Origin of the sequence: Pseudomonas mucidolens, assembly GCF_900106045.1 — a bacterium.
GTDB lineage: Bacteria > Pseudomonadota > Gammaproteobacteria > Pseudomonadales > Pseudomonadaceae > Aquipseudomonas > Aquipseudomonas mucidolens.
Genome location: NZ_LT629802.1, coordinates 5,777,935 through 5,792,409, shown reverse-complemented (window position 1 = coordinate 5,792,409; position 14,475 = coordinate 5,777,935). Strand labels below are relative to the sequence as shown.

The following is a 14,475-nucleotide window of genomic DNA, read 5'->3' as shown; positions in this document are numbered from 1 at the left end:
CGCGGGCCTCTCAGGCAGTTTCGCATCGACCCCGGATGATAGCAGTGCGCCACCCAGCTACCACATTTCCCTGAAATTCACGCGCTCCCCGACAGCCACGCAAAAAGCGTTTGGTGGTAAGCTCGCGCACCATGAATATCTACAGCTCTCGCCCTGTTGTCCTCTGTCTCTCCGGCCATGATCCCAGTGGTGGCGCCGGCCTGCAGGCAGATATCGAAGCCCTGCTCGCCCAAGGCTGTCATGCGGCCCCGGCCGTCACTGCGCTGACGGTACAGAACACGGTCAATGTCAGCGATTTCCGCGTACTCGATCGCGACTGGGTATTGGCTCAGGCCAACGCCGTACTTGGCGACTCCGAAGTGGCCGCGGTCAAACTGGGTATGCTGGGTTCCATCGCGATGGTCGACACCGTGGTCGAACTGCTGAAGGAGCACCCGCATCTGCCGGTGGTCTGCGACCCAGTCCTGCGCGCCGGCGGTGGCGGCAGCCTGGGCAGGGACGAGGTCGGCTACGCGATGCGTGAGCGGTTATTGCCGTTGTCGTTGATTGCCACGCCCAACCTGCCCGAAGCACGCATCCTCGCCGATCTGCCCGAAGGCACGGCGGACGAATGCGCCGAGAAGCTGTTGCCGTTTATCCGGCACCTGCTGATCACCGGCGGTCACGGCGACGAGCAGGAAGTCCACAATCGCCTGTATAGCCGCGACGGTACTCGTCACACGTTTACCTGTCAGCGCCTGCCCGGCAGTTATCACGGTTCTGGTTGTACCCTGGCCAGCGCCCTCGCCGGCCGTCTGGCCCAGGGCGAACGGCTGGACAGCGCCGTGGAGTCAGCCCTCGCTTACACTTGGCGTACCCTGCGTGACGCCGAACAACTCGGCCAGGGACAGTATGTGCCTCGTCGTTTGCCGCTGGATTTCTGCTCGTAATATCAAGAGGCCTGTCCGATGAAACTACGTGGCCTTTACGCCATTACCGACAGCCAACTACTGGCCGGAAAGTTCCTCACCTACGTCGAGGCGGCCTTGGACGGTGGCGTGACCTTGCTGCAATACCGCGATAAAAGCAGCGACGAGGCGCGCCGCCTGCGTGAAGCCGAAAAACTGCGCGACCTGTGCTCACGCTACAAGACTCAGTTGATCATCAATGACGACGCCGAGTTGGCTGCACGCTTGGGCGTCGGCGTACACTTGGGCCAGACCGACGGCCCACTGACCCCGGCCCGGGCGTTGCTGGGGCGTGGGGCAATCATCGGCGCCACCTGCCACAGTCAGATCGAACTGGCCGAACAGGCCGCCAAGGAAGGTGCCAGTTACATCGCCTTCGGCCGCTTCTTCAATTCCACCACCAAACCCGGCGCGCCGGCGGCCACCGTTGAGCTGTTGACCGAGGCTCGCGCCCGGCTGCACGTGCCGATCTGCGCGATCGGTGGCATTACCCTGGAGAACGCCGAACCGCTGGTGGCCCACGGCGCCGACCTGCTGGCGGTGGTCCACGGCCTGTTTGGTGCTGACAGCGCCCAGGAAGTGACGCGCCGCGCCCGCGCCTTCAATGAACTCCTCAAATCCTGAATTCAGAGAACCTCCCCATGTCTCGTTCCGAAACCCTGTTTGCCAACGCCCAGAAACACATCCCCGGTGGCGTGAACTCGCCGGTGCGCGCTTTCAAAAGCGTGGGCGGCACGCCGCTGTTCTTCAAGCATGCCGAAGGCGCCTACGTCACCGACGAAGATGACAAGCGCTACGTCGACTACGTCGGGTCCTGGGGGCCGATGATCCTCGGTCACAGCCATCCGGAGGTGCTGGACGCCGTGCGCAAGCAGTTGGAACACGGCCTGTCCTACGGCGCCCCGACCGCCATGGAAACCGAGATGGCCGACCTGGTCTGCGCCATCGTGCCGTCGATGGAGATGGTCCGGATGGTCAGTTCCGGCACCGAGGCCACCATGAGCGCGATTCGTCTGGCCCGTGGTTTTACTGGCCGCGACAGCATCATCAAATTCGAAGGTTGCTACCACGGTCACTCCGACAGCCTGCTGGTCAAGACCGGCTCCGGCCTGCTGACCCAAGGTGTGCCGAGTTCGGCCGGTGTGCCGGCTGCGTTTGCCAAACACACGTTGACCTTGCCCTTCAACGACATCGCCGCCGTCGAGCAGATGCTCGGCGAAGTCGGTCAGGAGGTGGCGTGCATCATCGTCGAACCCGTGGCCGGCAACATGAACTGCGTACCGCCAGCGCCCGGTTTCCTCGAAGGTCTGCGTGAACAGTGTGACAAACACGGCGTCGTGTTGATTTTCGATGAAGTGATGACCGGCTTCCGCGTTGCCCTCGGCGGGGCCCAGGCACATTACGGCGTCACGCCGGACTTGAGCACCTTCGGCAAGATCATCGGCGGCGGCATGCCGGTCGGCTGCTTCGGCGGCAAGCGCGAGATCATGCAGCACATCGCACCGCTGGGCCCGGTCTACCAGGCCGGCACCCTGTCCGGCAACCCGCTGGCCATGGCCGCGGGCCTCACCACCTTGCGCCTGATCAGTCGCCCTGGCTTCCACGCCGAACTGGCCGACTACACCACGCGCCTGCTGGACGGCCTGCAACAACGTGCCGATGCGGCGGGCATACCGTTCGTCACCACACAGGCCGGAGGCATGTTTGGCCTGTATTTCAGCGGTGCCGACGATATCGTGACCTTCGACGACGTAATGGGCAGCGATGCCGATCTGTTCAAACGCTTCTTCCACTTGATGCTGGAAGGCGGCGTTTATCTCGCGCCGAGCGCCTTTGAGGCAGGCTTCACCTCCATCGCTCACGGTGAAACCGAGCTGAAATTGACCCTTGACGCTGCTGAACGCGCCTTCGCCGCCCTGAAATAAGTCGGCTAAAACCTGACGTCGCCCATGGCGGCGTCAGATTTGCTACCTTGCTTACAGTTATTTTCTTATTTTTTCGAGAAATCACCTGCAATCCGGCGGATAACTTGCCAACGCAGCAGAAAAACGAGTAAAGACTTTGTAAGCAGTGGCCTGCTTATTTCATAATGCGCGCTTATTGGATCACGCTGTGATTCACACGCCCCGTCAGAGGTAAGTCGATTCCCATGAAACGCACCGGCCGCACCCTGGTACTGGGCTGCCTGTTGCTCCTTCAGCCGCTGCTCGCGCAAGCACAAGCAGGCGGCAACTCGTTGTTGATCCCGGCGATGGGTCGCTGCACCCTCGATACTCAGCCCGAAAGCCAGGCGCAGGCACTGAGCGCCTGTCAGACGCTGGCCGACAGTGGGGATGCGCAGGCGCAATACGAGTTGGGTGAATTCTTCCACGACAGCAAAAATCCTTCCCACGACCTGAACAAGGCCTTGAGCTTCTTCGAGAAAGCTTCGCTGCAGGGGCATGCTCAGGCGCAATTCCAGCTGGGCAGCATGTTCTTCCACGGCGAAGGCGTGGCGGCCAATAACGTTCAGGCGTATATCGTGCTGAAAATGGCGGCGGTCAACGGCGCTGAAGAGGCATTGGACACCGCTGACGAGGTGGCCGAGCAGATGCAGCGCGATGAGCTGGAAGTGGCGACTCAGGTACTGGGACAGATTTTCCGCAACTACCTGCAGGAACTGCAGAGTGCGGACGGGAGCTCACCGTTCTCGCCTCTGCCTTGAGTCTTCAGCGCCTCTGAAGGCCCTTTCGCGAGCAAGCCCTACTTTTCAGGCATCAGCATTGGAAACGGCATGACGTTGCTCACGCCACGCGCTTCACTGATCTTCGGCGTGCCAAGGCGCTCGACCTCATCGATGCGCACGATCGAATGCATCGGCACGAAACTGCGTACCACGCCCTCAAACTGGGCCTTGAGCTTTTCCTCGCCCGGATCGACGACCAACTGCGTGCGCTCGCCGAAGACGAACTCTTCCACTTCCAGGAAGCCCCACAGATCACTTTGATAGATCTGCTTGGCGTACATTTCGAACACCTGGCCCTGGTTAAGGAAAATCACCTTGTAGATTGGAGCTTCACGTTTGGTCATGGGGGACGAGTAACACATCGGCGATATAAAAGAGGGCGCGAACTATAGCATGGCACCCGATGCACAGTGCTAGGAACCAATGGGCATGCCCCCTATAATACGCGGTTCTTTACCACCAGTTGACGATCCCCCATGGCCAAGAAGCTCTACATCGAAACCCACGGTTGCCAAATGAACGAGTACGACAGCTCGCGCATGGTCGATCTGCTGGGTGAACACCAGGCCCTGGAAGTCACCGCCCGCGCCGAAGATGCCGACGTGATCCTGCTCAATACCTGCTCGATCCGCGAACGCGCCCAGGACCGCGTCTACTCGCAACTGGGCCGCTGGCGTGAATTGAAACTGGCCAATCCGGACATGGTGATTGCCGTCGGCGGTTGCGTGGCCAGCCAGGAAGGCGCGGCGATTCGCGACCGCGCCCCCTATGTCGACGTGGTCTTCGGCCCGCAAACCCTGCACCGCTTGCCGGAAATGATCGACGCGGCGCGTATCACCAAGCTGCCGCAGGTCGATGTGTCGTTCCCTGAAATCGAAAAATTCGATCACCTGCCCGAACCGCGCATCGACGGCCCGAGCGCGTATGTGTCGGTCATGGAAGGTTGCAGCAAGTACTGCACGTTCTGCGTCGTGCCTTACACCCGCGGTGAAGAAGTCAGCCGACCGTTTGACGATGTACTGGCGGAAATCATTCACCTGGCCGAAAACGGCGTGCGCGAAGTGACCCTGCTCGGGCAGAACGTCAACGGCTATCGCGGCCTGACCCACGACGGGCGCCTGGCGGACCTGGCGGAGCTGATACGCGTCGTGGCGGCAGTCGACGGTATCGAGCGGATTCGCTACACCACCTCGCATCCACTGGAGTTCTCCGACAGCCTGATCCAGGCCCACGCCGAGGTCCCGGAGCTGGTCAAGCATTTGCATTTGCCGGTGCAATCGGGCTCGGACCGTATTCTTTCGGCGATGAAGCGCAACCACACCGCCCTGGAATACAAATCCAAGCTGCGCAAACTGCGCGCCGCAGTGCCGGGGATCTGCATCAGCTCGGACTTTATCGTCGGGTTCCCCGGCGAGACCGAGAAAGACTTCGCGCAAACCATGAAGCTGATCGAAGACGTCGGTTTCGACTTTTCCTATTCGTTTGTCTACAGCCAGCGCCCCGGCACCCCGGCGGCAGACCTCGTGGACGAAACCCCGGAAACCGTGAAAAAAGAGCGTCTGAACGCGCTACAGCACCGTCTCAACCAACAGGGTTTCGAGATCAGCCGACAAATGGTCGGTTCCATCCAGCGCATCCTGGTCACCGACTATTCGAAAAAAGACCCGGGCGAGTTGCAGGGGCGCACGGAAAACAATCGAATCGTTAACTTCCGTTGCGACAACCCGACCTTGATCGGCCAGTTCGCCGACGTGTACATCGACGCGGCGCAACCGCACTCGTTGCGCGGCTCGTTGATCCAGTAAATGCGCCTCCCCGTAGGAGCGAGCTTGCTCGCAAGAAACTCAAGGACGGCGCGTTTTTTCAGAATACCCGCGCTATCGCTGTGGTTTTTCGCGAGCACGCTCGCTCCTACAGAATTGGCCACGGCGAAAATGCGCCGTTTAAGTGCTTTCGTACACCGACGGCTGGCGTTATTCTCTCTTTCATATCCATTGCCAAAGGGCGGCTAAAAGCGACCTTGAACGCACCGACAGTAGAACCCCATCGTTTCCTCCTCGAGCCTTTTGAGGCTCGCCGTTTCGCCAATCTGTGCGGACAGTTCGACGAGCATTTGCGCCTGATCGAACAACGCCTGAGCATCGAGATCCGCAATCGCGGCAATCAATTCGAGCTTATTGGTGAACCCCAACACACCACGTCGGCAGAAAACCTGCTGAAGCGCCTCTACCGTGAAACCAAGGGTAGCGAGCTGTCACCGGAAACCGTGCACCTGTATTTGCAGGAATCGGCGGTGCAGGAACTGGCCAACAACCCGGTGGCCGAAGCCAGTGTGTCGTTGCGCACCAAAAAAGGCATGATTCGCCCACGCGGCTTGAATCAGCAGCGCTACGTCAAAGAAATTCTCGGTAACGACATCAACTTCGGCATAGGCCCGGCCGGTACCGGCAAGACCTATCTGGCTGTTGCGTGCGCGGTAGACGCCCTGGAACGTGAGCAGGTGCGACGCATCCTGCTGGTGCGCCCGGCGGTGGAAGCCGGCGAAAAACTCGGCTTTCTGCCCGGTGACCTGGCGCAGAAGATCGATCCGTACCTGCGCCCGCTCTACGACGCGCTCTATGAAATGCTCGGCTTTGAATATGTGGCCAAGCTGATCGAGCGCCAGGTGATCGAGATTGCCCCGCTGGCTTACATGCGCGGTCGCACCTTGAACAACAGCTTCATCATTCTCGACGAGAGCCAGAACACCACTGTCGAGCAAATGAAGATGTTCCTGACCCGTATCGGCTTTGGTTCCACCGCCGTGATCACCGGTGACATCACCCAGGTCGACCTGCCCAAAGGCACCAAATCGGGCCTGGCCCAGGTGATCGAGGTGCTCAAGGATGTGCCGGGGATCAGCTTCACTCATTTCATGCCCAAGGACGTGGTGCGCCACCCGCTGGTCCAGCGCATTGTCGAAGCTTACGAGCGCTTCGAACATCGCGACGACGGATTGTCCAAGGACGCCCGCCGCGATGCTTGAGCTTGATCTGCAACTGGCTACCGAAGCGCCCGCCCCCACCGAAGAACAATTCCGTCAATGGTGCGCACTGGCCTTGCGCCAGCGCAGCGCCGACTCGGAGTTGACTATCCGCCTGGTGGACGAGCCCGAAGGCCGCGAACTGAATCACACCTGGCGCCAGAAAGACTACGCGACCAATGTGCTGTCATTTCCCGCCGATGTACCCGACGAATTACTGGACATCCCGCTGCTGGGTGACCTGGTGATTTGCGTCGCGGTGGTGGAACGCGAAGCCAAGGAACAAAACAAGGACCTTGAGGCCCATTGGGCCCATTTAGTCATCCACGGCTGCTTGCATCTTCTGGGTTACGACCATATAGACGATGAAGAAGCGGAAGAAATGGAAGCGCTGGAACGAACGTTGCTTGCAGAATTGGGTCACCGCGATCCATATGCCGACGACGAATACCAATCGACACTCAACTGAAACAATCAAGGATTTAGAGTAATCGCTATGAGCGAAGACCGATCGAGCAACGGGCAAAAGTCATGGCTGGGCAAGATCACCCAGGCTTTTGCCCACGAGCCGAAAAACCGCCAGGAGCTGCTGGAGCTGCTGCGCGAGGCCCATCAGAACAAACTGTTGGACAGCGAAGCGCTGGCCATCGTCGAAGGCGCCATCCAGGTTGCGGACCTGCAAGTACGGGACATCATGGTCCCGCGCTCGCAGATGATCAGCATCAAGGCGACCCAGACCCCGCGAGAATTCCTCCCGGCCGTCATCGACTCGGCGCACTCGCGCTACCCGGTGATCGGTGAAAGCCATGACGATGTCATGGGCGTCCTGCTGGCCAAGGACTTGCTGCCGCTGATCCTCAAGGAGAACGGCGACAACTTCAACATCAAGGACCTGCTGCGTCCCGCGACTTTCGTACCTGAATCCAAGCGCCTGAACGTGTTGCTGCGCGAATTTCGCGCCAACCACAATCACATGGCCATCGTGATTGACGAATACGGCGGTGTCGCGGGCCTGGTCACCATCGAAGACGTGCTGGAACAAATCGTCGGCGACATCGAAGACGAGCATGACGTCGAAGAAGACAGCTACATCAAACCGCTGCCCAGCGGTGACTTCCTGATCAAGGCGCTGACGCCTATCGAAAACTTCAACGAGTTCTTCGACAGCGAGTTCTCCGACGATGAATTCGACACCGTCGGCGGCCTGGTGATGAGCGCGTTCGGACATCTGCCCAAGCGCAATGAAACCACGGAAATCGGCGCCTATCGCTTCCGCATTCTGAATGCCGATAGCCGCAGGATTCACCTGATCCGCCTGACACCTATTGCCCGTTAATCCCAAGGACTGATATGCGCCGTCTGACTGCCCCCGGCTGGCCCGGTAATCTGCTGGCCGTGGTGGCCGGCGCCATCACCACCCTCGCGCTGGCGCCGTTCGATATCTGGCCGCTGGCGCTGGTGGCGGTCGGGTTCTTCTACGCCGCACTGCGTGAACTGACACCCCGCCAGGCCTTGGGCCGTGGCTGGTGTTTCGGTTTCGGCCTGTTTGGCGCCGGCACCAGTTGGATCTACTACAGCATCCATCATTTCGGCGGCGCGTCGGTATTGCTGGCCGGGCTGTTGATGTTGGCGTTCACCGCGGCAATTGCCCTGTTCTTTGCGCTTCCGGCCTGGCTCTGGGTCCGCTGGCTCCGGCGCAATGAGGCGCCGTTGGCCGATGCCTTGGCGTTTGCTGCATTGTGGGTGGGCCAGGAAGCGTTTCGCGGCTGGTTCCTCACCGGTTTCCCGTGGCTTTACTCCGGTTACAGCCAGCTTGACGGTCCTCTGGCCGGGTTGGCGCCGCTGGGTGGCATCTGGCTGATTTCCTTCGCCCTGGCACTGACCGCCGCGCTGCTGTGTAACTTGCCGCGCTTGCTGGCCGCCAGGCGTAACCTGTTTATCGGCGCTGGCCTACTGCTATTGGTCGCGCCGTGGGCGGTTGGCCTGGCGCTCAAACACCACGCCTGGACCAGCCCCGTCGGCGCGCCGCTGACAGTCGCGGCGATTCAGGGCAATGTCGAACAAAGCATGAAGTGGGACCCGGACCAACTCAGTGCGCAGCTGGCGCTGTACCGTGACATGAGCTTTGCCTCCAAGCGTGTCGACCTGCTGATCTGGCCGGAAACCGCAGTCCCGGTACTCAAGGAATCCGTCGAGGGCTACCTCGGGATGATGGGCAAGTTCGCCGCTGACCGGGATTCGGCGCTGATCACCGGGGTGCCGATTCGCCAGGAGCTGCACCAGCAGAAACGCTACTTCAATGGGATCACCGTGGTCGGCGAAGGCGATGGCACGTACCTGAAACAGAAGCTGGTGCCCTTCGGCGAATACGTGCCACTGCAAGATATGCTGCGCGGATTGATTGCCTTCTTTGACCTGCCCATGTCGGACTTCGCCCGCGGCCCGTCGGACCAGGCGCTGCTGCAGGCCAAGGGTTATCAGATTGCACCGTATATTTGTTACGAAGTGGTCTACCCCGAGTTCGCCGCCAGCCTCGCCGCTCGCAGCGATCTGCTGCTGACCATCAGCAACGACACGTGGTTCGGCACCTCCATCGGCCCCTTGCAGCATCTGCAAATGGCCCAGATGCGTGCCCTCGAGGCCGGCCGCTGGATGATCCGCGCGACGAACAACGGCGTCACCGGCCTGATCAACCCGTTTGGCCAGATCACCCAGCAGATCCCGCAATTCGAACGCGGCATCCTCTACGGTGAAGTCGTGCCAATGCACAACCTGACGCCGTACCTGCAATGGCGCTCATGGCCACTGATCATCCTGTGCCTGGGCCTGTTTGGCTGGGCGTTGCTGGCGGGCAGGATGGCAAAAACCGTCTAGCAGACAGACACAAAGCCCAATGTGGGAGCGGGCTTGCTCGCGAAGGCGGAGTGTCAGTCACCCAGTGTATTGACTGATCCACCGCCTTCGTGAGCAAGCCCACTCACACATTTATCCTGTGGTGTTACCTGTAAAACACCCGATACCCCACCTGCCCCACCGCCTCGTTGAGCAACTGCCCGCTTTGCCACACCGACTTGAACTCTGGCAGCCAGCCGCCCAGCGGCCGCGCATTGTCGGCTCCCAGAAATCCGACGGGCGCCGGTACCACGGTGAATCCTGCCTTTTCAAAACTCCAAACCGCACGTGGCATGTGCCAGGCCTGGGTCACGACCACCACGCGCTTGATGCCCTCGGGCAGCAGGATTTGCGCGCTCAATTGCGCATTTTCCCAGGTCGTGCGGCTGCGCTCCTCTTTCCAGCGAACGTTGACGCCAAAATCATCGCGCATCGACACCGCCATCATCTCTGCCTCGCTGGGCGGCGTGCCGTAGTGCAGGCCACCCGTGGTCAGCACCGGCAAGCCCGAAGCTTTGGCCAATCTGGCAGCATAACGCTGGCGCTCAAGGCCGATTCCGGTGGGCTGATCGGCGCCCCACGCCGGATCGCCCCGCTCCCGTCCCGAACCCAACACCACAATGGCATCGGCCCGCTGTGCCAGGCTCGCCCATTCATCGGGGACCAGCGGCGGCTCGGTCTCCAGGGCCTTTGCGCCCCATTGCACCACCACCGGCAGGCTCATCAGCCACATCCCGCCCAACCCCAGGGCAAAGCACACCGCCGCCAGACGCGGGCGACTGCGACGAAACCACCAGGCAAATGCCAGCAATAGCAACAAAATGCCGGGCGGCAAGAGCAATTGTTTAATGAAATAGCGAATAGGCATCGAGCATCTCCAAAGATGCCCGAAGCCTAAGGTGTAACGGGGTTTAGCGACAATCTTTAGAAGATTGAAAGAGGTACCGGGTAACGCTGATCAGGCTAAAAGGTGCTACTTGAAGCGCACGGCGCGGAGTTTTTCCGGGCCGCGGCCAGTCGATACGTCCTTGAGCCATATCACTTTGGCCGAGCGTGCAGGCTCACTGGTTGGCGGGGTGGCCAGCCAGCGTGGCGCCGTACGTTCGTTCAAGTCCAGATAGGCCTTGATCACTTCAAACTCCGCAGGGCTCAAGCCCCGCAGTTCCAGCTCATCGGGTCGCTCATCACGCAATCGACCCGCGGTTCTTGCCACATCCAGTGCTCGACCCAAACGATCGATCAGTCCTTCGTAGACTTCCGGTTTCGTTAACATTCGCTGCGAATCGACCATCCCTCACCTCATTGAAGATAAGACTCACTCCCCAATAAATAGCGTAGCTGCGCTGGCGAAAGCGACCGGGCGCCGCGACCAACGGCCAGCGGTGCGCAATCAGGGTTTCCCTCGATAGAGTGGGGTCATGTATGCTACGGCGCTTCCTGTAACTCCACTTCCAGCAGTGGTTTGGGCACAGACGCGCGGTTTTCGGCGGCGTTCTTCCCGAGCATTGCATTGAAGCGGATTAGGCCACCCCTATTCAGTTCAAAAGTAGCCATGCACGAACAATATCAGCCCCGTGAAATAGAAAATGCCGCCCAGTCGTTCTGGGACGAGCAAAAGTCCTTTGAAGTCAGTGAACAGCCAGGCAAGGAAACCTTCTATTGCCTGTCGATGTTCCCTTACCCCAGCGGCAAGCTACACATGGGGCACGTGCGTAACTACACCATCGGCGACGTGATTTCCCGCTACCAGCGCATGCAAGGCAAGAACGTCCTGCAACCCATGGGTTGGGACGCCTTCGGCATGCCGGCGGAAAACGCCGCGATGAAGAACAACGTCGCGCCCGCCAAGTGGACCTACGAAAACATCGCGTACATGAAGACCCAGTTGCGCAGCCTCGGCCTGGCGGTGGACTGGTCCCGTGAAGTGACGACCTGCAAGCCGGACTACTACCGCTGGGAGCAATGGCTGTTCACCCGCCTGTTCGAAAAAGGTGTGATCTACCGCAAGAACGGCACCGTGAACTGGGACCCGGTCGATCAGACCGTCCTGGCCAACGAACAAGTGATCGACGGTCGCGGCTGGCGTTCCGGCGCGCTGATCGAAAAGCGCGAAATCCCGATGTACTACTTCAAGATCACGGCTTACGCGGATGAACTCTTGTCGAGCCTCGACGACCTGCCGGGCTGGCCCGAGCAAGTCAAGACCATGCAACGCAACTGGATCGGCAAATCCCGTGGCATGGAAGTACAGTTCCCGTACAACGTCGATTCGATTGGCGAAACCGGCACCCTGAAGGTTTTTACCACCCGTCCAGACACCTTGATGGGCGCGACCTACGTCGCCGTGGCCGCTGAGCACCCGTTGGCAACCCTCGCCGCGCAGAACGACCCTGGGCTGCAAGCGTTCATCGCCGAATGCAAAGGCGGCAGCGTCGCCGAAGCCGACGTCGCCACCCAGGAGAAAAAGGGCCTGCCGACCTCGTTGTTCGTCGAACACCCGCTGACCGGTGAGAAGCTGCCAGTATGGGTCGCCAACTATGTGCTGATGCACTACGGCGATGGCGCGGTAATGGCCGTGCCTGCCCACGACGAGCGTGACTTCGAGTTTGCCACCAAGTACAACCTGCCGATCAAGTCCGTGATACGCACCAGCGCCGGTGATACCAACCCGGCGCCATGGCAAGAGGCCTACGGCGAGCACGGCACCTTGATCAACTCCGGCGAGTTCGACGGCCTGGACTTCGTGGGCGCTTTCGACGCCATGGAAGTGGCGCTGATCAAGAAGAACCTCGGTGCCTCGCGCACCCAGTTCCGCCTGCGCGACTGGGGCATCAGCCGCCAACGCTACTGGGGCTGCCCGATCCCGATCATCCACTGTGAAACCTGCGGTGACGTGCCGGTGCCGGAAGATCAATTGCCGGTGGTACTGCCTGAAGACGTAGTGCCGGATGGTGCCGGTTCGCCATTGGCGCGCATGCCCGAGTTCTACGCGTGCAGCTGCCCGAAATGCGGCCAGCCTGCCAAGCGTGAAACCGACACCATGGACACCTTCGTCGAGTCCTCGTGGTACTACGCCCGTTACGCCTCGCCGCACTATGAAGGCGGCCTGGTCGAGAAATCGGCGGCCGACCACTGGTTGCCGGTCGACCAGTATATCGGCGGGATCGAACACGCCATTCTTCACCTGCTCTACGCACGCTTCTTCCACAAGCTGATGCGCGACGAAGGCCTGGTGAGCTCCAACGAGCCCTTCAAGAACCTGCTGACCCAGGGCATGGTGATCGCCGAGACTTACTACCGTCGCGAAGCCAACGGCGCCTACACCTGGTTCAACCCCGCGGACGTCGAGCTGGAACGTGACAGCAAAGCCAAGGTCATTAGCGCCAGACTGAAATCCGACGGCCTGCCGGTGGAAATCGGCGGCACCGAGAAGATGGCCAAGTCGAAGAACAATGGTGTCGACCCACAGTCGATGATCGACCAGTTCGGCGCAGACACCTGCCGCCTGTTCATGATGTTCGCCTCGCCGCCCGACATGAGCGCGGAATGGTCCGACTCCGGCGTTGAGGGTTCGCACCGCTTCCTCAAACGTGTCTGGCGTCTCGCCCACAGCCATGTCAGCCAAGGCCTGCCGGGTAAACTGGACACGGCGTCCTTGAGCAACGAACAAAAGCTCATTCGCCGCAGCACCCACCTGGCTATCAAGCAAGCCAGCCAGGACGTGGGCCAGCACCACAAGTTCAACACCGCCATTGCTCAGGTGATGACGTTGATGAACGTGCTGGAAAAAGCGCCGCACGCCACCGAACAGGATCGCGCCCTGATTCAGGAAGGCCTGGAAGCCGTCACCTTGCTGCTGGCACCGATCACGCCGCACATCAGCCATGAACTGTGGAAGCAGTTGGGCCACGACGCTGCCGTGATCGACGCCGACTGGCCGGTGGCGGATGACAGCGCCCTGGTCCAGGACACCCTGCAACTGGTGATCCAGGTCAACGGCAAACTGCGCGGCCAGATCGATATGCCCGCCAGCGCCAGCCGTGAAGAAGTCGAAGCTGCCGCCCGCGGCAACGAGAATGTGCTGCGTTTTACCGAAGGCCTGACGATCCGCAAAGTGATCGTGGTGCCCGGCAAACTGGTCAATATCGTCGCTAGCTAATCGGACCGGGCGCCGGGATACCAACCCCGGCGCCGAACCAAACCTCCAGGGTCGTGATACGGCCCACATGGTTTCAAGGGGAGCAACAAAATGATCAAACGCAACTTGCTGGTGATGGGTCTTGCTGTTTTGCTGAGCGCTTGCGGCTTCCAGCTACGCGGCACCGGCAGCACTGAACTGGCGCTCAAGGAACTGGACGTCAGCGCTCGCAACGCCTACGGCGAGACCGTGACTCAACTGCGTCAGGTTCTGGAAAACAGCGGCGTCAACGTCTATACCGGCGCGCCTTACAAGCTGGTTCTGGTCAACGAGAAAGAAACTCAGCGTAACCTCAGCTACGCCAGCGCCGGTCGCGCGTCGGACCTCGAACTGAGTACCGAACTCGATTTCGAAATCCGCGGTCATAATCAAGTGATGCTGCTCAGCGACAAACTGCAAGTGCAGAAAGTCATCAGCCGCGATGGCAATAACGTGGTCGGCACCGACTCGGAAAGCACCCAGGTACGCAGTGAAATACGCCGTGAGCTGGTGCAGCGCATGGTCCTGCGCCTGCAACTGCTGAGCCCAGCCCAATTGGATGCCCTGCAGCAAACCGCCGACGCCAAGGCCCAGGCCGAAGCCGATGCGCTGAAAGCGGCGCAAGAGTATGAAAACAGTGTGCCAAAACAATCGCCTGTTGAAGTACCTGTCGAGTAAGCCATGCGGGGCGCGCCTAGCGCCCCGTTCGCCG

General features: G+C 60.5%; 14 protein-coding genes. 11 read left to right on the top strand and 3 right to left on the bottom strand.

The window, feature by feature from the left end:
* The first annotated feature begins 131 nt into the window (after positions 1-131).
* The 4 genes from BLU75_RS26820 (at position 132) to BLU75_RS26805 (ending at position 3,651) form a co-directional block, all read left to right on the top strand.
* A complete protein-coding gene (locus BLU75_RS26820; RefSeq protein ID WP_084376469.1) occupies positions 132-929 on the top strand; it encodes a hydroxymethylpyrimidine/phosphomethylpyrimidine kinase in 798 nt (265 codons plus the stop codon).
* Between the two features lie 18 nt (positions 930-947).
* On the top strand, positions 948-1,571 hold the full coding sequence (thiE, locus tag BLU75_RS26815) for a thiamine phosphate synthase (RefSeq protein ID WP_084376470.1): 624 nt from the start codon (positions 948-950) through the stop codon (positions 1,569-1,571).
* 17 nt (positions 1,572-1,588) lie between these two features.
* Complete coding sequence (gene hemL, locus BLU75_RS26810) at positions 1,589-2,872, top strand: glutamate-1-semialdehyde 2,1-aminomutase (RefSeq protein ID WP_084376471.1); 1,284 nt, start codon at positions 1,589-1,591, stop codon at positions 2,870-2,872.
* Between the two features lie 224 nt (positions 2,873-3,096).
* Positions 3,097-3,651, top strand: coding sequence for a tetratricopeptide repeat protein (locus BLU75_RS26805; protein WP_084376472.1), 555 nt, complete (start codon positions 3,097-3,099; stop codon positions 3,649-3,651).
* Positions 3,652-3,689: 38 nt separating this feature from the next.
* Here the strand turns inward: BLU75_RS26805 and BLU75_RS26800 are convergent, their stop codons facing one another.
* On the bottom strand, positions 3,690-4,016 hold the full coding sequence (locus tag BLU75_RS26800) for a DUF1820 family protein (RefSeq protein WP_084376473.1): 327 nt from the start codon (positions 4,014-4,016) through the stop codon (positions 3,690-3,692).
* A 132-nt stretch (positions 4,017-4,148) separates the two neighbouring features.
* On the opposite strand from BLU75_RS26800, the gene miaB reads away from it, so the two are divergent.
* From miaB to lnt, 5 genes are all read left to right on the top strand, one after another.
* Positions 4,149-5,477 (top strand): tRNA (N6-isopentenyl adenosine(37)-C2)-methylthiotransferase MiaB, encoded by a 1,329-nt coding sequence (miaB, locus tag BLU75_RS26795; RefSeq protein WP_090221600.1) that lies wholly within the window; start codon positions 4,149-4,151, stop codon positions 5,475-5,477.
* 215 nt (positions 5,478-5,692) lie between these two features.
* On the top strand, positions 5,693-6,697 hold the full coding sequence (locus BLU75_RS26790; protein WP_084376474.1) for a PhoH family protein: 1,005 nt from the start codon (positions 5,693-5,695) through the stop codon (positions 6,695-6,697).
* Positions 6,690-7,163 (top strand): rRNA maturation RNase YbeY, encoded by a 474-nt coding sequence (gene ybeY, locus BLU75_RS26785; RefSeq protein WP_084376475.1) that lies wholly within the window; start codon positions 6,690-6,692, stop codon positions 7,161-7,163. Before BLU75_RS26790 ends, ybeY begins: the two co-directional genes overlap by 8 nt.
* A 27-nt stretch (positions 7,164-7,190) precedes the next feature.
* On the top strand, positions 7,191-8,030 hold the full coding sequence (locus BLU75_RS26780; RefSeq protein WP_049711385.1) for an HlyC/CorC family transporter: 840 nt from the start codon (positions 7,191-7,193) through the stop codon (positions 8,028-8,030).
* Between the two features lie 14 nt (positions 8,031-8,044).
* Positions 8,045-9,568: an apolipoprotein N-acyltransferase gene (lnt, locus tag BLU75_RS26775; protein WP_084376476.1), complete on the top strand. Its 1,524-nt coding sequence runs from the start codon at positions 8,045-8,047 to the stop codon at positions 9,566-9,568.
* Between the two features lie 124 nt (positions 9,569-9,692).
* Here the strand turns inward: lnt and BLU75_RS26770 are convergent, their stop codons facing one another.
* Both BLU75_RS26770 and BLU75_RS26765 read right to left on the bottom strand, forming a co-directional pair.
* On the bottom strand, positions 9,693-10,454 hold the full coding sequence (locus BLU75_RS26770) for a YdcF family protein (RefSeq protein WP_084376477.1): 762 nt from the start codon (positions 10,452-10,454) through the stop codon (positions 9,693-9,695).
* Between the two features lie 105 nt (positions 10,455-10,559).
* A complete protein-coding gene (locus tag BLU75_RS26765; RefSeq protein ID WP_084376478.1) occupies positions 10,560-10,877 on the bottom strand; it encodes a hypothetical protein in 318 nt (105 codons plus the stop codon).
* 261 nt (positions 10,878-11,138) lie between these two features.
* On the opposite strand from BLU75_RS26765, the gene leuS reads away from it, so the two are divergent.
* Together leuS and BLU75_RS26755 are read left to right on the top strand one after the other, a co-directional pair.
* Positions 11,139-13,745, top strand: a complete 2,607-nt coding sequence (leuS, locus tag BLU75_RS26760; RefSeq protein ID WP_084376479.1) for a leucine--tRNA ligase — start codon at positions 11,139-11,141, stop codon at positions 13,743-13,745.
* A gap of 90 nt (positions 13,746-13,835) precedes the next feature.
* Positions 13,836-14,441 carry an LPS-assembly lipoprotein LptE gene (locus BLU75_RS26755; protein WP_084376480.1) on the top strand — a complete coding sequence of 202 codons (606 nt, stop codon included), beginning with the start codon at positions 13,836-13,838 and terminating at the stop codon, positions 14,439-14,441.
* The last annotated feature ends 34 nt before the right edge of the window (positions 14,442-14,475 follow it).

Coding starts and splice junctions, on each gene's coding strand:
- lnt (WP_084376476.1), top strand. CDS start 8,045: ATGCGCCGTCTGACTGCCCCCGGCTGGCCCGGTAATCTGCTGGCCGTG.
- BLU75_RS26820 (WP_084376469.1), top strand. CDS start 132: ATGAATATCTACAGCTCTCGCCCTGTTGTCCTCTGTCTCTCCGGCCAT.
- BLU75_RS26780 (WP_049711385.1), top strand. CDS start 7,191: ATGAGCGAAGACCGATCGAGCAACGGGCAAAAGTCATGGCTGGGCAAG.
- BLU75_RS26755 (WP_084376480.1), top strand. CDS start 13,836: ATGATCAAACGCAACTTGCTGGTGATGGGTCTTGCTGTTTTGCTGAGC.
- BLU75_RS26765 (WP_084376478.1), bottom strand. CDS start 10,877: ATGGTCGATTCGCAGCGAATGTTAACGAAACCGGAAGTCTACGAAGGA.
- ybeY (WP_084376475.1), top strand. CDS start 6,690: ATGCTTGAGCTTGATCTGCAACTGGCTACCGAAGCGCCCGCCCCCACC.
- BLU75_RS26805 (WP_084376472.1), top strand. CDS start 3,097: ATGAAACGCACCGGCCGCACCCTGGTACTGGGCTGCCTGTTGCTCCTT.
- leuS (WP_084376479.1), top strand. CDS start 11,139: ATGCACGAACAATATCAGCCCCGTGAAATAGAAAATGCCGCCCAGTCG.
- miaB (WP_090221600.1), top strand. CDS start 4,149: ATGGCCAAGAAGCTCTACATCGAAACCCACGGTTGCCAAATGAACGAG.
- BLU75_RS26800 (WP_084376473.1), bottom strand. CDS start 4,016: ATGACCAAACGTGAAGCTCCAATCTACAAGGTGATTTTCCTTAACCAG.
- thiE (WP_084376470.1), top strand. CDS start 948: ATGAAACTACGTGGCCTTTACGCCATTACCGACAGCCAACTACTGGCC.
- hemL (WP_084376471.1), top strand. CDS start 1,589: ATGTCTCGTTCCGAAACCCTGTTTGCCAACGCCCAGAAACACATCCCC.
- BLU75_RS26770 (WP_084376477.1), bottom strand. CDS start 10,454: ATGCCTATTCGCTATTTCATTAAACAATTGCTCTTGCCGCCCGGCATT.